Annotated in this window: 20 protein-coding genes and 1 tRNA gene; 9 read left to right on the forward strand and 12 right to left on the reverse strand. The window is 58.9% G+C overall.

All coding sequences use genetic code 11. The features are described from left to right. Positions 1-17: 17 nt before the first annotated feature. Complete coding sequence (locus AAGD24_RS00050; RefSeq protein ID WP_041332720.1) at positions 18-1,763, reverse strand: ABC transporter transmembrane domain-containing protein; 1,746 nt, start codon at positions 1,761-1,763, stop codon at positions 18-20. 257 nt (positions 1,764-2,020) lie between these two features. Between AAGD24_RS00050 and AAGD24_RS00055 the strand changes: the two genes are divergently transcribed. Continuing rightward, complete coding sequence (locus AAGD24_RS00055) at positions 2,021-3,829, forward strand: ABC transporter ATP-binding protein/permease (protein ID WP_228210632.1); 1,809 nt, start codon at positions 2,021-2,023, stop codon at positions 3,827-3,829. Here AAGD24_RS00055 and AAGD24_RS00060 read toward each other — a convergent pair. The 9 genes from AAGD24_RS00060 to def form a co-directional block, all read right to left on the reverse strand. Then, positions 3,814-5,373, reverse strand: a complete 1,560-nt coding sequence (locus AAGD24_RS00060) for a BCCT family transporter (protein WP_379866156.1) — start codon at positions 5,371-5,373, stop codon at positions 3,814-3,816. The genes AAGD24_RS00055 and AAGD24_RS00060 overlap by 16 nt on opposite strands. Before the next feature lie 99 nt (positions 5,374-5,472). Then, complete coding sequence (locus tag AAGD24_RS00065; RefSeq protein ID WP_075196398.1) at positions 5,473-7,053, reverse strand: hypothetical protein; 1,581 nt, start codon at positions 7,051-7,053, stop codon at positions 5,473-5,475. Positions 7,054-7,183: 130 nt separating this feature from the next. Then, positions 7,184-7,260: transfer RNA gene (locus tag AAGD24_RS00070), tRNA-Pro, on the reverse strand. A 56-nt stretch (positions 7,261-7,316) separates the two neighbouring features. Continuing rightward, the gene (gene glyS / locus AAGD24_RS00075; protein WP_379866158.1) at positions 7,317-9,404 is read right to left on the reverse strand and encodes a glycine--tRNA ligase subunit beta; all 2,088 of its coding nucleotides are present in this window, start codon (positions 9,402-9,404) and stop codon (positions 7,317-7,319) included. A 2-nt stretch (positions 9,405-9,406) separates the two neighbouring features. Then, a complete protein-coding gene (gene glyQ / locus AAGD24_RS00080; RefSeq protein WP_379867375.1) occupies positions 9,407-10,432 on the reverse strand; it encodes a glycine--tRNA ligase subunit alpha in 1,026 nt (341 codons plus the stop codon). A 127-nt stretch (positions 10,433-10,559) separates the two neighbouring features. Next, the gene (gene trkA / locus AAGD24_RS00085) at positions 10,560-11,963 is read right to left on the reverse strand and encodes a Trk system potassium transporter TrkA (RefSeq protein ID WP_036211787.1); all 1,404 of its coding nucleotides are present in this window, start codon (positions 11,961-11,963) and stop codon (positions 10,560-10,562) included. Continuing rightward, the gene (gene rsmB, locus AAGD24_RS00090) at positions 11,960-13,261 is read right to left on the reverse strand and encodes a 16S rRNA (cytosine(967)-C(5))-methyltransferase RsmB (RefSeq protein ID WP_379866160.1); all 1,302 of its coding nucleotides are present in this window, start codon (positions 13,259-13,261) and stop codon (positions 11,960-11,962) included. The genes trkA and rsmB overlap by 4 nt, the downstream gene beginning before the upstream one ends. Continuing rightward, the gene (fmt, locus tag AAGD24_RS00095) at positions 13,262-14,197 is read right to left on the reverse strand and encodes a methionyl-tRNA formyltransferase (RefSeq protein ID WP_199446796.1); all 936 of its coding nucleotides are present in this window, start codon (positions 14,195-14,197) and stop codon (positions 13,262-13,264) included. It abuts the gene before it with no gap. A gap of 77 nt (positions 14,198-14,274) precedes the next feature. Continuing rightward, positions 14,275-14,778 carry a peptide deformylase gene (gene def, locus AAGD24_RS00100; RefSeq protein WP_036211796.1) on the reverse strand — a complete coding sequence of 168 codons (504 nt, stop codon included), beginning with the start codon at positions 14,776-14,778 and terminating at the stop codon, positions 14,275-14,277. Positions 14,779-15,152: 374 nt separating this feature from the next. Between def and AAGD24_RS00105 the strand changes: the two genes are divergently transcribed. The 8 genes from AAGD24_RS00105 (at position 15,153) to AAGD24_RS00140 (ending at position 21,994) form a co-directional block, all read left to right on the forward strand. Further along, entirely contained in the window at positions 15,153-16,169 is a 1,017-nt protein-coding gene (locus AAGD24_RS00105) for a LysM peptidoglycan-binding domain-containing protein (protein ID WP_075196395.1), read from the forward strand. Positions 16,170-16,299: 130 nt separating this feature from the next. Then, positions 16,300-17,466, forward strand: coding sequence for a DNA-processing protein DprA (gene dprA / locus AAGD24_RS00110; RefSeq protein WP_127402048.1), 1,167 nt, complete (start codon positions 16,300-16,302; stop codon positions 17,464-17,466). A 26-nt stretch (positions 17,467-17,492) separates the two neighbouring features. Continuing rightward, positions 17,493-18,068: an L-threonylcarbamoyladenylate synthase gene (locus AAGD24_RS00115; protein ID WP_075196393.1), complete on the forward strand. Its 576-nt coding sequence runs from the start codon at positions 17,493-17,495 to the stop codon at positions 18,066-18,068. Positions 18,069-18,076: 8 nt separating this feature from the next. Then, positions 18,077-19,018 (forward strand): oxygen-dependent coproporphyrinogen oxidase, encoded by a 942-nt coding sequence (gene hemF, locus AAGD24_RS00120; protein WP_075196392.1) that lies wholly within the window; start codon positions 18,077-18,079, stop codon positions 19,016-19,018. Beyond that, the gene (gene aroE, locus AAGD24_RS00125) at positions 19,008-19,835 is read left to right on the forward strand and encodes a shikimate dehydrogenase (RefSeq protein WP_041332733.1); all 828 of its coding nucleotides are present in this window, start codon (positions 19,008-19,010) and stop codon (positions 19,833-19,835) included. Before hemF ends, aroE begins: the two co-directional genes overlap by 11 nt. A gap of 84 nt (positions 19,836-19,919) precedes the next feature. After that, positions 19,920-20,693 (forward strand): MotA/TolQ/ExbB proton channel family protein, encoded by a 774-nt coding sequence (locus AAGD24_RS00130; RefSeq protein WP_075196391.1) that lies wholly within the window; start codon positions 19,920-19,922, stop codon positions 20,691-20,693. Positions 20,694-20,696: 3 nt separating this feature from the next. Then, positions 20,697-21,530 carry a flagellar motor protein MotB gene (locus AAGD24_RS00135; RefSeq protein WP_075196390.1) on the forward strand — a complete coding sequence of 278 codons (834 nt, stop codon included), beginning with the start codon at positions 20,697-20,699 and terminating at the stop codon, positions 21,528-21,530. A gap of 146 nt (positions 21,531-21,676) precedes the next feature. Further along, positions 21,677-21,994: a PA4642 family protein gene (locus AAGD24_RS00140; RefSeq protein WP_007152958.1), complete on the forward strand. Its 318-nt coding sequence runs from the start codon at positions 21,677-21,679 to the stop codon at positions 21,992-21,994. Positions 21,995-22,025: 31 nt separating this feature from the next. Here the strand turns inward: AAGD24_RS00140 and AAGD24_RS00145 are convergent, their stop codons facing one another. After that, positions 22,026-22,481, reverse strand: a complete 456-nt coding sequence (locus AAGD24_RS00145; RefSeq protein ID WP_085678214.1) for an Hsp20/alpha crystallin family protein — start codon at positions 22,479-22,481, stop codon at positions 22,026-22,028. Positions 22,482-22,612: 131 nt separating this feature from the next. Continuing rightward, a complete protein-coding gene (locus AAGD24_RS00150; RefSeq protein ID WP_085678211.1) occupies positions 22,613-24,232 on the reverse strand; it encodes a hypothetical protein in 1,620 nt (539 codons plus the stop codon). Positions 24,233-24,244 lie beyond the last annotated feature (12 nt).

The following is a 24,244-nucleotide window of genomic DNA, read 5'->3' on the forward strand; positions in this document are numbered from 1 at the left end:
ACCCGGCCCTGTTGTTTCTACGTACTGCGGCCGCCAATGTCCTCCCGGAACTGAAGTTCCGCAAGTCTCCGGTACAGCGGATTCCGTTCGACAAGTTCATCGTGGTTGCCGATATCCTGAATAATTCCGGCGTCCATCACAATGATACGATCGGCGTGCCTGACGGTGGCCAACCGGTGTGCGATGACCAATGTCGTGCGGTTGGACATCAGTCCCGGCATGGCTTGCTGGATCAGGTGTTCGCTTTCTGCATCCAGTGCGCTGGTCGCCTCATCCAATAACAGTATAGGCGCATCCGCAAGCAGTGCGCGGGCAATCGCCAGCCGCTGCTTCTGCCCCCCCGATAGCCCGAGACCCGTATCGCCCAGTGGCGTTTCATAGCCTTTTGGCAGTTTGCGGATAAACTCATCGGCATGGGCAATCCTGGCGGCCTCCACCATGGCAGTGTCGCTGGCCTCCGGTCGAGCGTAGCGGATGTTATCGGCAATGGTGCCGTGAAACAGCGCGGGGTTCTGTGGCACCAGCGCAAAGCATTGGCGCAGGTCTGTAAGCGCTAACTTACGACTGTCAACGCCGTCGATAAGAATCCGCCCCGTGTCGGGGTCATAGAACCTCAAGAGCAGATCGAACAACGTAGACTTTCCAGCCCCGGAGGGACCAACCAGGGCCACGGTTTCGCCTGCCTGGATGTGAAGTGAAAGGCTTTGCAGAACCTCGATATCGCGACGGGCCGGATAGGAAAAGGTCAGATTGCTGATCTCGATGTCGCCGCGAAGGGGGTCGGGCAGAGCCTGGGTGGCGTTTGCCCCACTGAGGATTTCACTGGGTGTCTGCAGCAGCTCGAAAATCCGCGCCGCTGCCCCGGCTGCGCGCTGCAACTCACCAATCACTTCACTGATGGCGCCGGCGGCCAGTCCCACCAACAGGCTGTAGAATACAAATGCCGCCAGCTCGCCCGGGCTGGTACGACCTGAGATCACATCCAGCCCGCCAATCCAGATCACCACGCCAATGGCACCCATAACCAGGGTAATGGCGATGGTGGTCAGCCAGGCCCGCTGGCGAATCCTCACACGGGCAATCTCGAAGGCATTTTCCGCCACCTGTGAGAAAAACCGGCGGTCATGAGGCTGATGGTTGAACGCCTGCACCGTCTTGATCTGGGTGAGGTTCTCCCCCACGTAGCTGCCCACTTCCGCGACCCGGTCCTGGCTCAGCCTGGACAGCTGCCGCACACGGCGACCATAGATCAGGATGGGAATGATCACCAGTGGGAAGCCGAGGATGATGATACCGGCAAGTTTGGCATTGGTTATGAAGAGCAGGATCAGACCGCCCACCAGCATCAGGGTGTTGCGCAGCGCGATGGAGACCGTGGAGCCGATGACGGATTGCAGCACTGTTGTATCAGCGGTAAACCGCGACTGTATTTCCAGGCTTCGGTTTTTCTCGTAGAAACCAGGGTGAAGGTCGATCAGATGGTTAAACACCTGCTTTCGAATATCCGCCACCACCCTTTCGCCAATCCAGGACACAAGATAAAAGCGGGCAAAGGAGCCGATAGCCAGTCCGATCACCAGCACAAAAAACAGACCGACTGCTTTGGACAACATCGCGGGAGACTGGGTGGCAAGGCCCTGGTCCACCAGAATCCGTAAGCCCTGACCCAGGGCAAGTGTGATGCCGGCTGTAATAACCAGAGCCACGAGAGCGCCGGTAACAGCCCTTTTGTAAGGGCTGATAAAATCGACAACCAGTTTCAGAGCCTTCCGATGACGGGTGTTGATGGTGTGCCTCCAGGATAAGGGGTACTGTAAACTCCGATAACAATACGGTTTTTACTCGTATTAGAACCTATCATACAGCTACGTAAGAGCGTGCGGGGTGGGACTTGTCTGCCAGGACCGTCAAAAGCCATGGATGGCTTTTGTCGAGCGTACAGGGACGTATCTACAGCGTGTCCTGGCAGACAAGTCCCATCTCGTGCGCTCGACTACTCCGTGATTGAAGGGAAACCCGAGTGCGCGCCTACGCTGACAACGAGTACCCCGCCAACCACAAACCCGACTGGAAAGTCATCGCCGGCCTATGGCCCTATCTGGCGGAATTCCGTGGTCGAGTCATGCTGGCACTGGGGTTCCTGATCTTCTCCAAACTGGCCACGGTCGCCACACCGGTCGCCTTGAAATACATCGTCGACTACCTGGACGAAAATCAGGGCGGCGAGGTACTGCTGTGGATACCGGTCATACTGGTCGTCGCCTACGGCCTGCTCCGATTTGGCAGCACCCTGTTCAGCGAATTGCGGGACGCGGTGTTCGCCCGAGTCGCGGAACGGGCCATGCGACGAGTGTCACTGAGGGTTTTCGAACATCTGCACAACCGGGAGCTGTCCTTTCACCTGGACCGGAAAACCGGCGGACTGGCCCGGGACATTGAACGGGGCACCAACGGCATTAGCTTCCTGCTGCGTTTCACCCTCTTCAACATTGTCCCCACCCTCCTCGAAATCCTGATGGTGGCCGGTATTCTCTTCGTGGTGTTCAACGTGGGCTATGTGCTGGCGATCCTGGTAGCGGTGGTGGTGTATGTGGTGTTTTCCATCAAGGTGACCGAGTGGCGCACGAAATACGTGCGCGAAGCCAATGCCCGGGACAACCAGTCCAATTCCCGCGCAGTCGACAGCCTGCTCAACTACGAGACCGTAAAGTATTTCAATAACGAACGCTTCGAGGCAGAGCTCTACGACAAGGACCTGGATGACTGGGAACAGGCACGGCTCAAAAACCGGCTGTCGCTGGCCGCCCTGAACTCGGGCCAGGCCCTGATCATCGGTGTGGCGATGATCGTCATCATGGCCATGGCAGTGCAGGAAGTCGCCAGTGGTGAGATCACCCTGGGGGATTTCACCATGATTAATGCCTACCTGTTACAGCTGTTTATACCGCTCAATGCACTGGGGTTCGTGTATCGGGAGATCCGCCAGGCGCTGGTGAATGTGGAACGGTTGTTCGGGTTGCTCGGCGACGAACCGGTCATTGAGGACGCGCCGAACGCCAAAGCGTTGGTGGTGGAAAAAGGCGAGGTTTGTTTCGACCAGGTTCACTTTGGTTATCGCCCCAACCGTCAGATCCTCCGGAACGTGAGTTTCTCTATTCCCGCTGGGCATACCGTAGCCGTCGTGGGCGCCAGCGGCGCGGGGAAATCGACCCTCGCCCGCCTGCTTTTCCGGTTTTACGATGTGAACCGGGGCAGTATCACCATCGATGGTCAGGATATCCGTGAGGTCACCCAGGACAGCCTGCGTTCCGCCATTGGCGTGGTGCCCCAGGATACGGTGCTGTTCAACGACACGCTTTTTCGGAACCTGGCTTACGGTCGGCCTGATGCCAGCGAGGAAGAGGTGTACCGGGCAGCCCGAATGGCGCACCTGGAACAGTTTATCCACAGCCTGCCCGATGGCTATAACACACAGGTTGGTGAGCGGGGGCTTAAACTTTCCGGCGGCGAGAAACAGCGGGTCGCCATTGCCCGGGTACTTCTCAAGAACCCACCGTTATTGATTCTGGACGAAGCCACATCTTCTCTGGATTCGCTGTCTGAACAGGCGATTCTGGGGGCCTTGAAGGAAGTCAGCCGCCAGCGCACCTCCCTGGTTATCGCTCATCGGCTGTCGACGACGCGCGATGCGGATACCATTCTGGTGATGGACGGCGGCTGCATTGTCGAGAGTGGCAACCACGTCGAGCTGCTGGGCCAGAAGGGGCATTACGCCAGGCTCTGGGAACAGCAGCATCGAACTGGTGATGATGGTCAGGCAAGCCCCTGATCACGGGCCATGGCCATAGCCGCTTTCGGCCCTGTCCATAGCGATGGCAGTATGACAAAGGAGACCGGTATGGCGGTTATCACAATGAACTGCTGAAGCACGCCAATCTGCCCTGAACCCATATACAGCAGAATGGCGGCCATCATCGCCATAGCACCGCCCCAGAATACCCGGATCCAAGGATTTGGCTCATCATGGCCCGCACCCACCATGGCAATGGAATAGCTCATGGAGTCGCCGGTGGTGGCGACAAAAATGGTGGTGAGCAGCAGTATCGCGGCGGCCATCCAGGTGCCTCCTGGCAGCGCCTGGGCCACGGTCAGTGTGGCGACGTCAAAACGGAAATTGTTCAACGCTTCGGTCAGGTCAAAGGTGCCGGCCAGCTGGTGATAGATCCCCGAGCCACCCAGCAGCGTAAACCAGATTGTGGTGGCAATAGGTGCCAATACGGCAACCGCGAGGATCATTTCACGAACCGTGCGTCCGCGGGAAATTCGCGACACAAACACTGCCATCAAAGGCGTGTAACCAATAAACCAGGCGAAGAAAAACACCGTCCACCATTTCATCCACCAGTCCGGCGCCGTTTCAGCGGTCATCGTCGACATTGCCATGAAAGACGTCAGGTACTCGCCGAATGACTGGGTAAAGGTGTTGGCCAGAAACAGTGTGGGACCGAACAGGAAAATCACCGCGGCGATGGCCAGGGCGAGGAGCACGTTGAACCGGCTGAGCAACTGAATACCCTTGTGCAGGCCGGTCATGGCGGAGGTCATGTACACCCCGGCCAGAATGATCAGTACCGCGAGCTGGGTGCCATAGCCATCGGTGATGCCAAACAGCTCGTGCAGCCCGAAACTCATCTGGGTTGCCAGGAAACCGATAGGGCCGACGGTTCCCGCCACCACGGCAATGACGCAAAGGGCGTCAATCACCCCACCCAGCTTGCCTTGAACAGCGTTCTCACCAAACACCGGATACAATAGGGTTCGCGGCTGCAGCGGTTTGCCCTGATCATAGTGAGCCCTGCTGAGAACCAGTGCGGTCAGCGAGCCGAGCACGGCCCAGGCAAGGAAGCCCCAGTGAGTAAACGACTGCGCCATGGCGGGAGCGGTGGCCGCAGCCGTTCCGGCTTCGGTATCAAACGCCGGTGGTGTTACCACAAAGTGATAGACCGGTTCCCCGGCGGCGAAAAACACCCCTCCACCGGCCAGCAATGTACACATGATCATTGAAAGCCAGCGAAAACGGCTGATTTCCGGCCGGTCCAGGCCACCAATCCGTGCATTGCCGGCCTTGCTGACCGCTGTTCCAAGTGCGATGAAAAAGGTTGCCAGCAGGAGTAGTTGGAAGAACGACCCCAGGTACTTTGCCGTCCAGGTGAATCCGGCGCCAATCGCTGTGGCGACGGCGCTGCTGTCAATAATGGAAGCACCAACGAACAGCAGGATGAAGCCAATCGTAAGCGTCAGAACGATCGGGTCGCTATCGGAGAAAGCGCCCGGCCGTTCATCGGTAGCCAGGGAGTTTGTCTGGGAGGTCATGGTTGTTCCTTTCGCGAAGAGCCGCGCAGGGTACAGAAAAGTTCAGACCTCTGCATTCCTTTGTGGAGGTAGCCACCCTCCCAGGCATTGGTAAGCTCGTCAGGATTCCGGAAATGCCGTCCAGTCATCCAGCCAGGTCGATGTGGCCCTGGGGTTAACAGCGCCCTGGTACATCGCCGACTCATCAAAGAATTCGGCTTTCGGAGGCCGCTTGGCAGTCATGGCGCGCACTGAGCTTCTGGGGCGGAAATGCGGCGACGACTCGCTGGTGACAGAGGGTTGCAAGCCGGTTTCAACCTGAACGGTGTTCTGCAGTTCGGGGCTGCGTATCCACAGCTCTTCGTTGAAGCCGAAATCGTCATCATCGGTTTCGTTAACAATGGTGAGGTTGCCTAACCTACCGTTGTTGGCAAGCAGGTTGTGGCTGAACGTCAGGGCATTCATGCCCACCAGCGCGGTGACCTCATCCCTGGTATCCAGGGCCTCAATGGCGTAACTGTCGATGATCATATTGTGGAAGTGGCCGCCGGATCCCTCTCTTAGCATAATAGCGCGGTGTTCTTTGGCGGAACGGCCGCTGCCATAAAGGGTGACGTTGTAGAATGTGGGTTCGGACCGTGGCACGGCCGAGTGGCTGGAACCGTTGTTGTCGCCCTCAAAGGCGTTATCGCCGACATCCCGGTACTGCTGAATAATGGCAAACTGTACCCTGCCTCGCCAGCCCCAGTCCCAGTCGATGCTGTCATCGGCAGCACCGGTCACCAGGATGTTTTTCAGGTCGACGGTGCCACCGAACATTTCGATACCGTCGTCCAGAGCACGGTGAACCTGCACGTTCTGGATGATGGTGTTGGAGCCACAGCCACCCAGGGTTAAGCCGTTCAGCTCGTTGTTCTGATAGACCTCGAAACCGGCAAATTCAATGCGGGTGTACTGCACCACGCCGCAACTATGCTGCGTGTCGCTGCCACCGAATTGCCCACGGGTGTCGTTTTCAGGTACGCCTTCAATGCGGGCGTTCGGCTCGTTCACCGGTGCCTTTCCAAGAAGCACAACGCCACCCCAGTCACCGCGAGCCCGTGCTCCGGGTTCCTTGCTACTGGTAAAGACCACCGGTTGGTTACGGCTGCCGCGGGCAAACAGTTTGGCACTGGACGTGACAACCAGGGCGGAACCGGGTTCGCCCTCTATGGTTACGCCGGGTTCAATGGTCAGGTTCGCGCCTTCCACAAACACGGTGTTTTCAAGGGTGTATCGATGACCGCTTTCCCAGACGGTGTCTGTGGTAATGTCGGCGCTGATACGCACGTTGCGATTCTCAAATGCGGTAAAACCGGCGACCGTGGCGACAACCGTGCCAATGACGGGAACCAGTACCAGCGCGTGACGGGCAAACCAACCGCGTCTTTTTTGCGGCGTGACGGGACTGGCCTGAAGTTTCTGGTTCGAGGACTTGGCCATCAGCGGACGGCCATCATCGTTGGCCATGATCTCGCGTGCCAGCGCCTGAAGCTCTGGCGTGCCATTGGCTTCCACACGCATCAGAACGTCATTGCGGTAGTTGGGCTCTCTCAGTAAGACGTTGAGATGGACAAAGTCGACGCTCGGGCACTGGCCCTTGTCGATGCGACGTTTGAGTCGCCAGAGCTTCTCTACCAAAAGGGAGGATTGGTCGGACATTACTGCTGCTCCGTTGGGATGAGAGCACCGTTGTACATGTCCAATGTGAAAGCTTTATGTCAATTGAAAGAAAAGAGTCGCTTAAAGGGGAGTATTTCGTCGTTAAAGAAGGGACTGAGATGCGGGAAAATGGTCGGCGTGGCAGGATTCGAACCTGCGACCCCTTCGTCCCGAACGAAGTGCGCTACCAAGCTGCGCCACACGCCGATCAACGGCCGGTATTATACGGATTGGCTGGTTTTTTACCAGCCCCCGTATGATTTTCACTGCCCACTGGCAGTGGGTAATACCGAGATATCCGCCACCCGCAGGAACAGGTTACGCAGCAGGTTGAGCATGGCCAGGCGGTTATTACGCACGGCCTCGTCGTCAGCCATCACCATGACTTCATCAAAGAAGTTATCCACCGGCTCCCGCAGGCTGGCGAGAGAGCTCAAGGCCGTCGCGTAATCGCCTTTTTCAAACAGTGGCAATGCCTTGTCGGCTTGCTGGCGGATTTGGTCGGCCAGTGTTATTTCCGCCTTGTCCTGCAACAACTCACTGTCGATGCTTTCACCAATGCTGTCGCCACCCTGCTTGGTAAGGATGTTGGACACCCGTTTGTTGGCGCCGGCCAGGGCCAGGGCTTCCGGTAGCTGGCGGAAGGCTTCCACGGCTTTCACCCGGCGGTCAAAGTCCAGCGGGCGTGTTGGACGGCGGGCGTGCACGGCGAGGTAGACTTCGGCACTGATGCCCTGCTCTTCATAATGCGCACGGAACCGTTCCAGCATGTAGTCCACCACCGTGTTGGCCACATTCGGTTCGGTGATGCTGTTGTGTTCCTCTACCGCCCACTCGCACAGGGTTTGCAGGTCCAGCGGCAGCTCCCGCTCGATGATGACGCGCAATACGCCCAGTGAGGCTCGACGCAGCCCGAACGGGTCACGGGTACCGGACGGTGGCTGGTTAATGCCGAACAGCCCCACCAGGGAATCGATGCGGTCGGCAATGGCCACGGCGCAGCCCGTCAGTGTTGCGGGCAGGTCGTCACCGGCAAAGCGGGGCATGTACTGCTCGTTCAGGGCGCTGGCCACGTCTTCATTCTCGCCGTCGTTGGCGGCGTAGTACTGGCCCATGATGCCCTGCAGGTCAGTGAATTCCAGCACCATCTCGGTGACCAGGTCGGTCTTGGCGAGCATGGCAGCGCGTTCAGCCAGAACGGGATCGCTGCCAACGGCGTCGGCGATCTTCTTCGCCAGTGCGGCCACCCGCACGGACTTGTCGTAAATGCTGCCCAGCTTGTCCTGGAACACGATCGGCTTGAGTTGGTCGATGCGGTCTTCCAGCCGGGTCTTGCGGTCAGTGTCATAGAAGAAAGCCGCATCGGACAGGCGTGGGCGGATGACCTTCTCATTGCCGGAAATGACCTGTTGCGGGTCCTTGCTTTCCAGATTGGCGACGGTGATGAACAGCGGCAGCATCCGGCCGTCGGCGGAAACCACGTGAAAGTACTTCTGGTGCTCCTTCATGGAGGAAATCAGTGCCTCGGCGGGAACTTCGAGGAAGCGTTCCTCGAAACGGCCCATGAGCGGCACGGGCCACTCGTTGAGGGCGGTGACTTCGTCCAGCAGGTCTTCATCGATAACCGCCTGGCCGCCCGCTTCCTTCCTGGCGATGGCGGTGACGCCGTCGCGGATCTGCTCGCGGCGTTCGGCGAAGTCAGCGATCACATACCCTTCCTGGCGCAGCACCACTTCGTAGTCGCCGGGCGTGGGCACGATCAATGATTTCGGGCAGTGGAAACGGTGACCGCGGGTTTTGTTACCCGGAGTCAGCCCCATGATCGGGGTGTCGATCACCTTGTTGCCGAACAGCAGGATGGCCCAGTGCACCGGACGCACGAACTCAGTTCTGTGCGCGCCCCAGCGCATGCGTTTGGGAATCGGCAGTGCGGCCAGGGACTGGTCTACCAGTTCCGGCATCAGTTCAACGGTGGGGCGGCCTTTCTCGATGGTGCGATAGACCACCCAGGCGCCCTTGTCGGTTTCCATCGTATCAAGCTGGTCCGGTGTCACGCCCAGGGAGGTGGCGAAGCCGGTCAGTGCCCGGGTGGGGTTGCCGGAATCGTCGAACGCAGCTTTCACGGCCGGGCCGCGTTTTTCCATCGGTTTGTCCGGCTGAGCGTCTTCCAGGTCCCGTACCCTGACGGCAAGCCGGCGTGGTGCAGCAAAGGCTTCCACCTTGCCGAACCGAATACCGGCCTCTTCCAGGCCATTGGTAATGCCACGGGTAAACGCGTCCGACAGTGGCTTGAGGGCCTTGGGAGGCAGCTCTTCAGTGCCCAGTTCGACCAGAAAATCCTGTTTTGCCATGATTATGCGTTCCCCTGTTCCTGCTGAGCTTTTTTCGCTTTCTTACCCTTCTTGCCGTTCGCCTTTTCGGCGGCGGCCTCGGTCGCTGCAAGTACCTCTTTGCGCAGGGCATCCGGTGCCAGCGGGAAGCCAAGCTTGCGGCGGCTGTCGAAATACGCCTGGGCAACGGCCCGGGCCAGGGTGCGAACCCGCAGGATAAAACGTTGGCGCTCGGTCACGGAGATGGCGTGGCGGGCGTCAAGCAGATTGAAAGTGTGTGAAGCCTTGAGCACCTGCTCATAGGCGGGCAATGCCAGGCCGGCTTCGATCAGGCGCGCGCTCTCGCGTTCGTGTACATCGAAGCTGTGAAACAGGAACTCGGTGTCGGCGTGCTCGAAGTTGTAGGTGGACATCTCCACCTCCTGCTGATGGAACACGTCGCCGTAGGTGACCACACCATCCGGGCCTTCGGTCCACACCAGGTCGTAGACGCTGTCCACGCCCTGCAGGTACATGGCAATGCGCTCAAGCCCGTAGGTGAGCTCGCCGGTGACCGGATAGCATTCCATGCCACCCACCTGCTGGAAGTAGGTGAACTGGGTTACTTCCATGCCGTTCAGCCAGATTTCCCAACCCAGGCCCCAGGCGCCGAGGGTGGGTGATTCCCAGTTGTCCTCAACAAAACGGATATCGTGGACCAGTGGGTCCAGCCCAAGAGCCTTCAGGGAATCCAGGTACAGTTCCTGAATGTTGTCCGGGGACGGTTTCAGCACCACCTGGAACTGGTAGTAGTGTTGCAGGCGGTTGGGGTTCTCCCCGTAGCGGCCATCGGTGGGGCGGCGGCTGGGCTGAACGTAGGCGGCGTTCCAGGTTTCCGGACCGATGGAGCGCAGGAAGGTGGCCGGGTGGAAGGTGCCGGCACCCACTTCCATGTCCAGGGGCTGGAGGACCACGCAGCCGTGCTGCGCCCAGAAGTTCTGCAGGGCGAGGATCAGGCCCTGGAAGGTTTTGATGTCCGGCGTGTTTGCGGAAGTTGCCTTGTCTGTCACGACGTTTGCCTGCTGGTCAGTCTGTGTGTGGCGCCCGGGCATCTGGCCGGGGCACTCCGGAAAAAAGGGGCATTATACGCCTGCCAATCGCGTATTTCTAAGTTGGGTTCAGAAGATTGATTTTGCGCTAGAAGAACGTCAGTCCCACCTGGAACAGTTTCTCCACATCCCGTATCCGCGACTTGTCCACCAGGAACAGGATAACGTGGTCATCCGGCTGTACCCGCAGATGGTCGTGGGCGATGAGGACTTCGCTGTGGCGGACGATGGCGCCAATGGTGGTGCCTTCCGGCAGGTTGATTTCGTCAAGCCGCTTACCCACTACCCGGGAGGACCGGTGGTCGCCATGGGCGATGGCCTCAATGGCTTCGGCAGCGCCCCTACGGAGTGAGTGAACGTTTACTACGTCCCCGCGGCGAATGTGGGTAAGCAGGCTGCCAATGGTGGTTTGCTGGGGCGAAATAGCGACATCAATGTCGCCGCCCTGGATCAGGTCAACGTAGTCCGGGTTGTTGATCAGGGTCAGTACCTTGCGGGCGCCCAGGCGTTTGGCCAGCAGTGACGCCATGATGTTGGCTTCGTCATCGTTGGTGACCGCACAGAAGACATCGGTATTTTCGATGTTTTCTTCCAGCAGAATGTCCTTGTTGGCGGCGTTGCCCTCCAGCACCACGGTTTTGCGAAGGTTCTCGGACAGCATCACGCAACGTTCGTGGTCCCGTTCCAGAAGTTTCACCTGGTAGCGGGATTCGAGAGTATGGGCCAGGCGCTGGCCGATGTTGCCACCCCCACAGATGAAGATGCGCTTGTAGGGTTTTTCCAGTGGCTGCAACTCGCTCATCACCGAGCGAATATGGTCGGAGGCGGCGATAAAGAAGACCTCGTCGCCGTCTTCGATCACCGTATCCCCCTGAGGCATGATCGCCCGGTCTTTCCTGAAAATGGCGGCGACCCGTGTTTCGATTTTGGGCATATGGCTACGCAGGTACGACAGTTCGTGGCCAACCAGTGGGCCGCCTTCCGTCGCCCGAATGGCGACCAACTGAACAAGCCCCTTGGAAAATTCCAGTACCTGCAGCGCGCCGGGGTATTCGATCAGTCGTGTAATGTGCTTGGTGACCAGGTGCTCCGGGCTGATCAGAACATCTATGGGGAAACCCCGCAGGCTGTCCAGATCCTTTTTCTGATCCCGCTGGTAGAACAGTTCTGGTTTAGCCAGGTAGGCGTTGGCCCTGACCCGGCAGATGGTGGTCGGGGTTTTGTAGAGCAACTTGGAGACCTGGCAGGCGACCATGTTGACCTCGTCACTGTTGGTCACGGCGATGACCATGTCGCCATCTTCAGCGCCCGCCTGACGCAGAACCGTGGGAAAGGAGGCCATGCCCTGGACAGTCCGAATATCCAGTCGATCCTGAAGCTCCCGCAGGCGGGTACTGTCACTGTCGATCACGGTGATGTCGTTGGCTTCGTTGGCGAGGTTTTCTGCCAGGGTCCCGCCCACCTGGCCGGCACCGAGAATCAGGATTTTCATGGTTCGGGTTTCTCCAGCACAGCGTAGAAAAATCCATCGTGGCTTTCGGGAACAGGCAGCATCTGGCGGCCGGTTTCCATATCGCGCCCCCAAAGGACATCGGGCTCCACCAGGGCAGCGTCGTCCTGCTGTTTCAGGAATCGACGAATTATACGGTGATTCTCCTGCGGAAACACCGAACAGGTGGCATAGACCAGGCGCCCTCCGGGTGCGAGCACTTGCCACATCGACTCCAGCAGACCCAGCTGAATGCTGGCGAGCGGGACAATGTCTGATTCACGGCGCAGCAACTTGATGTCCGGATGGCGGCGAATCACGCCGGTGGCGCTGCAGGGAACGTCCAGCAGGATGCGATCGAACGGCTTCCGGTCCCACCACTGGTCAATATCTGCGGCATCGGCCTGTTTCAGTGTCGCCACGAGATCCAGCCGTTCCAGGTTTTCCTGCACCCGTGGCAGTCGATCAGCGGATTCGTCGATAGCGACCACTTCTTCCAGTTGTCCACAGCTTTCAAGGATAGCGCAGGTTTTGCCTCCCGGTGCGGCACAGGCATCCAACACCCGTTGGCCGGGCGCCAGGTCCATCAGGGTGGTGCAGAGCTGGGCTGCTTCATCCTGCACACTGACTGCGCCTTCGGAAAACCAGGGCAGAAAGTCCACCGGCACCGGGGCGGCCAATTGGATGCCGTGGGGCGCAAACACGGTTGCGTTGGCATCAATACCGGCATCGGACAGCAACTGCAGGTAGTCGTCGCGGCTGAAGCGCAGGGCATTCACCCGCAGGGTCATGGGGGCTTGGGTGTTATTGGCTTCGAGAATAGCCTGCCAGTCGTGAGGCCAGTTATGGCGCAGTTTTTCAAGCATCCAGGGAGGGTGGCTGAAACGACCTGTTTCGTCGGCAATGGGTGGCTCCCCTTCCCGCTCCGCAGCCCGCAGAACGCCGTTAACCAGCCCTGTCAGGTGTGGTTTGTCGAGGGCGCGGCAGGCTTCCACGGTTTCATTCAGAATCGCGTAGGTGGCCTGCTGGCTGAAGCGAAGCTGGAACAGTGCCACCAGCATCAGGTGGTGGACCACCCGGTCGGATTTGCGCAGCGGTTTTTTCAGGCGCGCCTGTAATTCGCCATCGAGCCGGTGAAACCAGCGACAGGTGCCGTAACACAGTGCCTGTAGTGGTGGTCGTTCGTTGTCTGCCACATCACCCATGGCGTGGGGCAGGCATTGGGACAGCGACTGGCCGTTCTCAACGGATTGCAAAACCCGGGCAGCAACCGCCCGCAGTGGCTGTCCCTGCTGGCTCATTCAGTTCAGCTCCTGGCCGGGCATCAGTATGTCCTTGCCGCCGTTGATCAGGTCGTTCACCGATTGTGGCCGAGAGCCGGACAACTGCAAACGGGTGATCCTCAGGGATTCCAGGCCGCAGGCAATGTCGATGCCCTCGCGGTCGCGGCGAATCACCGTGCCGGGATGTTTGTCGCTGGTGTCGTCCAGAATCTCCGCCTGATGAATGCGGATGCGCAGATCGTCCAGGTCGGTGTAGGTGCCCGGCCAGGGATTAAAGGCACGAATCAGCCGGCTGATGGCGGGGGCGTCCCGGGTCCAGTCGATATGCCCTTCTTCCTTGCTGAGTTTACGGGCATAGCAGGCCCGGGCCTCGTCCTGGACTTCGCCCTGCAGCTCGCCTTTCTCAAGCTGTTCCAGCGCCTTGACGATGGCTTCGCCACCCAGGCCCGCCAGACGGTCGTGAAGGCTGCCGCCGGTATCGGCGTCTTCGATCGGGGTAATGGCTTTCAGCAGCATTGCGCCGGTGTCGAGGCCAGCGTCCATCTGCATGATGGTAATACCGGTTTCCCGGTCACCCGCGGCAATCGCGCGCTGAATAGGCGCGGCACCGCGCCAGCGAGGCAGCAACGAGGCATGGATGTTCAGGCAGCCGTGACGAGGGAGGTCCAGCACCGCCTGCGGCAGAATCAGTCCGTAGGCAGCGACGATCATCACGTCTGCGTTAAGGCTGCGGAGCTGTTCCTGCGCTTCGGGCGATTTCAGGGACTCTGGTTGAAACACGGGAATGCCCGCCTCAACCGCCACCTGTTTGACCGGGCTGGGTGTCAGTTTGCGGCCACGGCCAGCGGGCCGGTCGGGTTGGGAGTAAACGCCAACCACCTGATGATGGGTCGTGAGCAGTGCCTTCAGCGCGGTGGCTGCGAATTCGGGGGTGCCGGCAAAAACAAGTCGCACGGGTATCGCTTCCTGGTCCGTTGAATACGAAAAGACCGGGTTTTCACCCGGTCCCGATTTACGCTGTTTTGGCGGCTTCAGGCGCTTTTCTTGTGAAGCTTTTCCAGTTTCTTGCGAATACGGGTGCGCTTCAGTGAACTCAGGTAGTCCACAAACAGCTTGCCGTTGAGGTGATCCATCTCATGCTGGATACATACCGCCAACAGGCCACGGGCTTCCAGCTCAAAGGGTTTGCCGTCACGGCCAATAGCCCTGATCATGCAGTGTTCGATACGGGAGACGTCCTCGTAGAAACCCGGTACCGACAGGCAGCCTTCCTGCATCTCCTCAAGCTCGCCATCAAGCACTTCCACTTCCGGATTGATGAATACCCGCGGTTCACTTTTGTCTTCGGACAGATCCATGACGATGATCTGCTTGTGTACATTGACCTGGGTGGCTGCCAGGCCAATGCCGGGCGCATCGTACATGGTCTCGAACATGTCGTCGATCAGCTTGCGGGTCTCGTCTGTTACCTCGTCCACTGGCTTGGCAAGGGTGCGCAAGCGGGGGTCCGGGTATTCGAGAATATCTAGTATCATGGCGCTCGTACTTTTGGTGTCTGATTCTGGCTTTCACCGTTATCTTTTGTAACGGTGTGAATACTGTCTCCGAAATGCGACAGCGTACTGCGCATTTTTCCATCCCGTGACTATTATGATCGGGATGAAAGAGCCGGTTTCAACGGGTTTTTGCCGTTTATGGTGCTATTATCCCTCAACTCGCTCATTGAGTACAAACTGATCAGTTGATAGTCAAAAGCTTTCGACCATAGCGTAGAATTTACTGGAAGAACAAAAGATAACATCACAATTTGCGAGACATCTTCTATAGTAGTGGTATAAAAGGCAGAGTACCGGCTGCTTACCAAGAACAGAATCTATCGATTCAAGGCACGCGATCAAGGACTTAAACAATGAGGAAACTGCTGTACGCTCTGGCAGCAAGCATGCTGCTGCTAACCTCCTGGGCCCACGCCGCCCCGGAACTGAGGTCCGATCATCCCGAGCGTTACACTGTCGTGAAGGGTGACACCCTGTGGGATATTTCCGCCCGCTTCCTGAATAACCCCTGGTACTGGCCGGAAATCTGGCACGTGAATCCACAGGTTGCAAACCCACACCTGATCTATCCGGGTGACGAGCTGGCGCTGGTCTATATTGACGGCAAGCCGCGTGTTACCAAGGTTTCCAGTGATCGGGTGGTGAAGCTTTCACCAAAAGTGCGTTCCGAGCCCATCGATACGCCGATTCCCGCGATTCCCCTGGATGCGATCAGCAGTTTCCTGACCGACACGCGTATTGTTGACGTTGAGGCACTCAATGGCGCGCCTTACGTGCTGGAAGGCGAGGACGGCCGGATAATTACCGGCGCGGGTGATCGGATTTACGCCCGTGGTGAGAAGCCGGCTGACAATGTGGGCGTCTTCCGCCGCAGCAAGGAATTCCGCGATCCGGAAACCGGTGAGTTCCTTGGCCTTGAGGCCCGGAGTATTGCCCGCGGCGAAGTCATTGCCGAGAATAAAGACGTTCTGACACTCCGACTGAAGCAGTCCAATGAGGAAGTGCGCATCGGGGACCGTCTGCTGGTTGGCGAAGAGCGTCGCATCACCACCAGTTTTGTGCCCAGCTCTCCCGACAGTGACATCGAGGCCCAGATGATCTCGGTCGATGGTGGTGTCAGCCAGATCGGGCAGTTTGACGTGGTGGCTATCAACCGCGGTGAACGGGAAGGTCTGAAGCCGGGCAATGTCATGGCCGTGCTGAAGAGTGGCAATCTGGTTCGGGACCCGGTCACCAATGAAACCATCGAACTGCCCTCCGAGCGTGCCGGGCTGATGATGGTGTTCCAGACCTACGAGAAAATGAGCTATGGCCTGATCCTGCAGGCCACCCGTCCGTTGTCGGTTGGTGACAAGGTGACCAATCCCTGAGCTGATCACAACGTAAGACGTCCGTAGAAAGGGAGCCGCATCGCCGGCTCCTTTTTTTATGGCATAATTCACCCTCGGCCTGCCAGGAAGGCAGGCCCCGTTAGCCAACCCTGATCCACGGAAGGATGCCATGCCCCTCTCTACCGAGCCCCTGTCTGTCCCGAACCTGTTCCAGTCGGAACACGGGTTCTGGATATTCCTGTCCTGTCTGCCGAAATTCGGAGCCCGTCGCCAGCAGGCGATCCTCGAACAGATTCCGGATTTCCAGCATCTCCTGACCCATAACGCCGCCACGCTGAAAGCACTGGGTTTGGCGGCGGAAACGATCGACGCTCTCCAGGCATGGCGCCGCCAGGACAGCGCTCACCCTGTGATCGCCAGCGCCGACGGCATATACCGGGATTGCCTGCGGACCGGCACGGCTATCCTGACCATCGCCGATGCCGACTACCCCGAGCCTCTCAGGCATATTCACGACGGGCCATTGGTCCTCTATGTGCGCGGTGATCGCTCCCTGCTGGGGCGCGAGCAGATCGGTATTGTAGGTAGCCGCAACGCCACCCGGGCCGGGCTGGAACATGCCCGTTCCTTTGCCGCGGCGCTCGGCCAAAAAGGCTTGCTGGTGACCAGCGGGTTGGCCCTGGGGGTGGACGGCGCCGCCCATGCCGGCGCCCTGGATGCCGGCTTCCCGACCGTCGCCGTGATTGGCAATGGTGTTGATAAGCCTTACCCCTACCGCCACCGCACGCTCAGTGAGCGCATCGCCGGAGAGGGAGTGATTGTCTCCGAATACCCGCCAGGCACCTCCGCCAAGGCGGGCCACTTCCCTCGCCGAAACCGGATTATCAGCGGCCTTAGTCGAGGTATCCTGGTGGTAGAGGCGGGACTCAAAAGCGGCTCCCTGATCACCGCCCGACTGGCGCTGGAACAGGGGCGGGAGGTATTTGCGATTCCGGGCTCGGTCCACAATCCTTTGGCACGGGGCTGCCATCACCTGATACGCCAGGGTGCGAAGCTGGTGGAAACCGTGGACGATATCTGCGAGGAACTCGGCGGCTGGTGGACCAGTCAGAACGAGGGCGATTCCTCTTCGGTGATCATGAAAAGGCCAGCACCCGAAGGCCTGGACTCCCGGGAAATCGCGGTGCTGGAGGCTTTAGGGTATGATCCGCAGTCAACCGATGATTTGTGTTCAGTGACCGGTCTTCCCGCCGATCAGTTGATGCAGTCGCTGCTTCTCTTGGAGTTACAGGGATTGGTGGATTCTGCGCCGGGAGGGTTTCAACGGATTGGCTGAGCCACGTTTACAGACTTGAAGATTTCATGAAATTACCACAGCAACCTTTGTCCGACTGGCACCTTCATTGCGCCCGCCGCACCGTCCTTGGTGGCGGGGTCATTGCCTATCCCACGGAAGCCGTCTGGGGGCTGGGTTGTGACCCCTGGGATCAGGACGCCGTTGAACGGGTCCTGTCGCTCAAGCAGCGTCCCATGGAGAAGGGACTGATCCTTGTGGCGGCGTCTGTTGATCAGATACGGTTCCTGTTGGACCCATTGCCGAAGGAGCAGCAGCGCCAGGCGATGAGTCATTGGCCTGGCCCGGTTACCTGTCTTCTGCCGGATATCCGCAAGCAAATCCCACAACAGGTTCGGGGGCATCACAGCTCCATCGCTGTCAGGGTCAGTGACCACCCTGTTGTGCGCGCCTTGTGCGAGGCGGTCGGCTTTCCCCTGGTTTCAACCTCCTGTAATCCGGCAGGACGCCAGCCGGCCCGTTCCTCCTGGCAGGTACGTCGTTACTTCGAGGGCCAACTGGATTGGCTGGTGCCAGGAGACCTGGGCGGTAATCGTCAACCCAGCCGTATCATCGATATCGTCAGCGGAAAGCAACTGCGCTAGGAGTTCCCATGTCTCAGCACCCTGTCCAGCACCCCGACACCAATGCCGTGAAACAATACCTGCTTGGCCTGCAGGATCGAATCTGCGAACGGCTGGCTGCGGTCGATGGCAAGGGCGTTTTTGAAACCGATGCCTGGGACCGGCCCGAGGGCGGAGGTGGCATCAGCCGGGTGATCACCGATGGCGAGGTGTTCGAGAAAGGCGGTGTAAACTTCTCCCATGTGATGGGCGAGACCATGCCTGCGTCAGCCACCGCGCATAGACCCCACCTGGCGGGTGCGCCCTGGCAAGCCATGGGGGTGTCTCTGGTCATGCACCCTTCGAACCCCTACGTACCCACGTCCCACGCCAACGTCCGGTTTTTTGTTGCGACCCCCGAGGATGCAGAGCCGGTCTATTGGTTTGGCGGGGGTTATGACCTTACGCCCTATTACGGCTTCGACGAGGATTGCGTCCATTGGCACCGGGTTGCGAAAGCCGCTTGTGATCCTTTCGGCGACCAACTGTATCGTGAGTACAAGCACTGGTGTGACAACTATTTCTACCTCAAACACCGGGACGAGCCGCGGGGCGTGGGAGGGTTGTTTTTTGACGACCACAACACCGGGGATTTCAGCCGTGATTTTGCCTTGATGCAGTCAGTCGGGGACAGCTTCATCGATGCCTATGAGCCCATTATCGAGCGACGAAAAGCCATGGTGTGGGGCGATCGCGAGCGCGATTTCCAGCTGTACCGCCGCGGCCGCTACGTGGAGTTCAACCTGGTGTACGACCGGGGCACCCTGTTTGGCCTGCAGTCCGGTGGCCGTACCGAATCCATCCTGATGTCGCTGCCTCCGCTGGTGCGCTGGGAGTACGACTTCGTGCCGGAGCCCGGATCGGAGGAAGCGCGGCTGACGGACTACTTTCTTACCGGGCGGGACTGGCTGGAGAGCGCTGATGCACAATGATCTGTATGCGGTGGTTGGCAATCCGATCAGTCACAGCAAATCCCCCCGCATTCATAGCCTGTTTGCCCGCCAGACCGGCGAGCAGCTGGAATACACGGCCATACAGGCGCCGGAAGACGATTTCGCGAATACCGTAAAAGGCTTTTTTGAACGCGGTGGCAAAGGGTTGAATATCACCGTGCCTTTCAAGGAGCAGGCCTGGCAGTTGGCGGACCTGCGGACCCAGCGCGCCGAGCGAGCGGGTGCGGCGAACACACTCTACAAAGACAGTAAAGGCTCACTTACCGCCGATAACACTGATGGCAAAGGATTGGTTACCGACCTGATGGTCAACCATGGCGTTCGCCTGGCGGGTAAACGCCTGCTGGTGCTGGGCGCAGGCGGGGCCGTTCGTGGTGTTCTGGGGCCGATTCTTGCTGAAGAGCCCGCTGCCCTGACGATTGCCAACCGCACCCTGGCAAAAGCCGAGGGGCTGGTCAGTTTCTTTGAATCCGTGGCCGGCGATACGCACCTGGAGGCCTGCGGATTCGAACAGCCGGCCGACGCTTTCGACGTTATTATCAACGGCACCAGTGCCAGCCTGCAGGGAGATTTGCCGCCGGTTTCCACAAGTGTGATCGGTGCCGACACGGTGATCTACGACATGATGTATTCTCTGCAGACCACCACCTTCAACCAGTGGGCTCTGGACCAGGGAGCCACCCGGGTGTTCGATGGCCTGGGCATGCTGGTGGAACAGGCGGCGGAGTCGTTCCGGATATGGCGTGGAAAAACTCCGGACACCCGTCCGGTGATTGAAGAATTGCGAAACGACTGAGCCCAACCCGGATGAATGGGCTATGCTTCGCAGGTGCAAACGGTTCCCGAAGATCGCTGATTAATCGCTGATTTAAGGTCTCTGATGGATATACTCACCCTTGTCGGGCTGGTGGCAGGCGTACTGATTGTCGTGCTTGCGATGCTGGCTAACGCGTCGATACTGACCTTTTTCAACCTTCCGGGGTTGGCGATTGTGCTGGGTGGCACGTTTGCCGTTACCCTGATCAAGTTTCGTCTGCCTTCGGTGATGAGTGCTTTCAGGCTGGCGTTTTCAGCGGCATTCAAGGACCGCGTAGAACGGCCGGCGGAGTTGATCCGCGAAGTTGGCACATTGGCTCTTGTCGTTCGCAAGGAAGGTATCCTGGGCCTGGAAAACCACCCCACCAAAAACGAGTTTCTGCAAAAGGCCATCAATCTGTGCGTGGACGGCCACCCACCGGAGCTGGTTGAAGAAGCTCTGGCCCAGGAAACCCAACAGACGGCTGAGCGTTACGAAGTCTCCGAAAGGGTATTTCGTGGTATTGGTGAATCCGCTCCGGCCATCGGTATGCTGGGTACGCTGGTTGGCCTGGTGCAGATGCTCAACACCCTCGACGATCCGTCCTCCATTGGCCCGGCCATGGCGATCGCCCTGCTGACCACGCTCTATGGCGCCTTCATCGCCCAGCTGATCGCCCTGCCCCTGGCCGACAAGCTGCAGCTCAAGGCCGAAGATGAGGCACGTAACCAGGTACTGATCACCACGTCGATGCGTACTATCATGCGCGGCGAGAATCCCCGGGTGATGACCGAACTGCTGTCGTCCTTCGTAACGCCGGAGCAGCGCAACGGTCTTGCGCCGGAGCGGGAGGCGTAGGTTTTGGTGGTCCGCCAGCCCGTCAAAAAGAAGAAGCATGGTCGTGGCTCCCCGGCCTGGATCGTCACCTTTGCCGATCTGGCCACCCTGCTGCTGACCTTTTTTATCCTGTTGCTGTCCTTCGCCGAAATGGATGTTGAAAAATACCGTGCTATGGCCAATTCCATGGCGGTGGCCTTCGGCAGCAACCAGGTGCTCGGCGATGCGGTGGGGGGCTCGCCGCTGACATTGATTGAGTCGGATACGGTTTCCCTGCCGGAGCCAATGGAGACGGCGACCGACGAGCCCGAATTTATTGATGAACGCGCGGAGGGGGATGCCCCGACCAAAATTCCGGCGGGTGTGATCGATCTGGCCAGCCGAATGATCGAAGAGCTTGAACCGGAAGTGGCTTCGGAGGCATTGAGCGTCAACTACGATGAAAGCCGGGTGGTGATCCGGTTTTCGGAGGAAGCCACGTTCCGCTCCGGAGAAGCGGCGATCAAGCCGGGAATGGTGCCGATCATCGAGCGCGTGGTAGAGGTGTTGTCTGGTTGCACCGGTGACGTTCTGGTGGCGGGTTACACGGATGACCGCCCGATAGCCAGTGGCCGCTATCGCTCTAACTGGGACCTGTCTGCCGCGCGTGCCGTGTCGGTGGTTCACGAGCTGGTGCTGAATCGTCAGGTGCCGGCGGAGCGGGTTGTCGCGGCGGGCCGGGCGGAAACCAACCCGCTGGCGCCCAACGACAGCCCGGAGAACCGGGCCAAGAACCGAAGAGTGGAGATCGCCATCCGCAACCCGCAATGCGACGACAGCGTGGAGACGGATCAGTTACCGGTGGAAATTAACCCGTGAAGTTCGCATATGCCTGCCGGGAAGCTCCTCATAGTGAATTTATATAACCCCGGCGCTTTTAGATCTTTATACTGTGCAGCCCAACGCAAACACATTTGTCGTAACTATTTGCTGTAAAAAGCTGTAACGAAAAGGCCAGAGAGATTATGAGCGGACCTGACAAACCGAAAGTGATTGGTGAGGAATGGAGCGATGAGCGGGTAAAGAGCTTCCTGGCCATTACGCCCTACGACAGCAACATCAATCCTGACTTCAATGCCCTGATCAAGGCCTACCAGGCCATGATTGCCGAAGACTTTGACCGTTTCGTCGGTTTCTTTGTGGAAGCGGGGCGGGATCTCAACGCAGTTGATGAAAATGGTGAGACTATCCTGGACCTGGTGTCGCGGCACCGTCGTAGCACCGCTTACGCTGAGACACTTCGCAAAGCCGGCGCAAAAACAACGGCAGAGGCCGGGAGCTGAGCCCCGGCTCTACCATTGACGGCCCGCCGGTTTACTGGACGTCCACCTCAATAGCTTTGGGTTCGGCCGGCTCGGCCTTGGTTAACGTCAGCGACAGGATGCCATCCTTGAAGTTGGCCCGGATACTGTTCTCATCCACATTCTCCGGCAGGGTGAACCGGCGCAGGAAGCTGCCATAGATTCGCTCCACGCGATGGTGCTTGCTGTCGTTGGTTTCTTCCTCTTGCTTGCGCTCACCCTGGATGCTCAACACGCCATCCTGCACGGTGACTTTTACATCATCCTTTGACATGCCCGGCAGTTCCGCCTCAATGCGGAACGCTTCCGGTGTTTCCCGGATATCCACCGCCGGTGCCCAGTCGCTGCGGCTGAACAGGTCTTTACCCTCACGCTCGCCATTGCCACGGGCAAGGCCGAAGTAGCGGTTGTAGCGGTTAATCAGGTCTTCGAACTCGTTGACCGGATTCCAGCGAGTAATGTTGGTCATATGAAACCCCTCCTACGAATCTGAAATCACACGTTGATGTCAGCTTCGCTCGCGGAACAGCTCCATACCGGTGGCGCCAGCCGGATGGTTTTCCGTGAACTTCTGCTATTTTCGAATGTAGGATCGGTCGCTTATTTTTCAATAGTGTCTGCAGCAGAAATTTTTACCGGGATGAGAGACGGGCTGAAAGCCTGATGAAGGAAGGGCCGGAAACTGGCCATTGAAGGCCCCGGTTGACCCGAGTGAGGGTGCGCGCCCCAACGGAATCCGCGTAAGCCTTCCTGATCACCGCTTCCAACAAACGGTGCCAGCATTGTGGGGTCGGCGCTGATCACATGAACAACGACGTCGCGGCTGGCGTTGTCGCCTGTGATCAAAGGGGCCGCCTGATGGTCACCTGTCAGCACCAGCAGGGTCTTGTTATCCACATGACGTTTGGCGTACTCGGTGGCCACGTTCAGCGCATAATCCAGCGAGCGGGCGTAGTGATCGCGTACGCGCTCGGGGTCCCGCCACAGGCTTGCGGGTGCTTCGCCGGCATCTTTCCAGCGGTTAAAGATTTCTCCATCGCCAATGCTGTCCCAATCGTCCAGAACCGGGAGTATGGGGACCCATGGCGCGTGGCTGCTGATCAGTGCCACTTCAGCGAACACAGGGGTATGATCGGCGCGCTCCCGAATCTGGCGTTGGAACCATGACCAGGTGTACTGATCCGGCATGGTGACCCAGTTCAGGGCGGGTCCACGATAGCCCATGGAGGTGGAGTGATAGATGCGGTTGTAGCCGAACGCAAGACCCTCCGGCCACTCGCGGGTAATGGCGGGCATAACAGCCACGGAATCATGGCCAGTCGCGCCCATATCGTCAATCAGTGTGGGATAGTCACTGGCCAGGAAAGTGTCGTAATCGAGTTGGGTATCGATCCATTGGCCGCTGAGCAGCGTGGTATGCGCCAGCCAGGATTGACCACCCTGAACGGGGGATTGCAGGCGGCCCGTGACCATATGCAGGCCGGCGTTCGCCAGCACCTGCTCCATTTGCTGGAGGCGAGGCTGGATCAGGCGCCCGTAACGCGGGTCGGTGACGGATGATATGCCGTAGGACTCAATGAACCCCAGGATCACATCGGTTTGAGCAAGCGCTTGCAGTGGCCTGGATTGGCTCGCGCCCGGGTTATCCATCAAATGTTGTTGGAAAGAGGCCGTTGACTGATAGGTATCAGCGGCCAGTTCAACTTGCTGAGTGGCTGCCCGGGCTGCCGTCAGGCCTACGAATGGTTGCGGTAAGAACGTTACCCCGATGGCGACGATGCCCAGAGACGCAACAGCCCTTGCCGCGGCGCGGGAACGGTTTGCATCAACCTGCCGGAGCAACCGGCTCACGCAGATGCCCAACCCCACGAAGACAGTCAGGGCCATGACGATCAGCACCAGCGACAGCGTCACGCCCAGGTTGCTCTGCAACAGGTTAAACACCGAACCGGCAAGTCCCAACTCGAGATAGAGATTGAAAGGTCGCCCGATGCTGTGGCGAACCAGAACATCACTCAGTGCAAAGAAGGCGAGCAGGCCAAAGAGAGCGCCAACAGTTGCCGCTCCGACACGCTTCCCCGTGCTTTCAGGTAGAAGAGCGAACAGTCCACTTATCAACAGGGCTTCCGCAGCCAACCAGGGCATTTGGGAATAGTGAGGCAGCAGCAACGCCAGAAACAGAACGTTCAGCAGGATGGTGGTGAGTAACAGTCGCTTCAATGGCGGATCTCT

It is taken from the genome of Marinobacter sp. M5B, from assembly GCF_042604615.1.
GTDB classification, from domain to species: Bacteria; Pseudomonadota; Gammaproteobacteria; order Pseudomonadales; family Oleiphilaceae; genus Marinobacter; species Marinobacter salarius.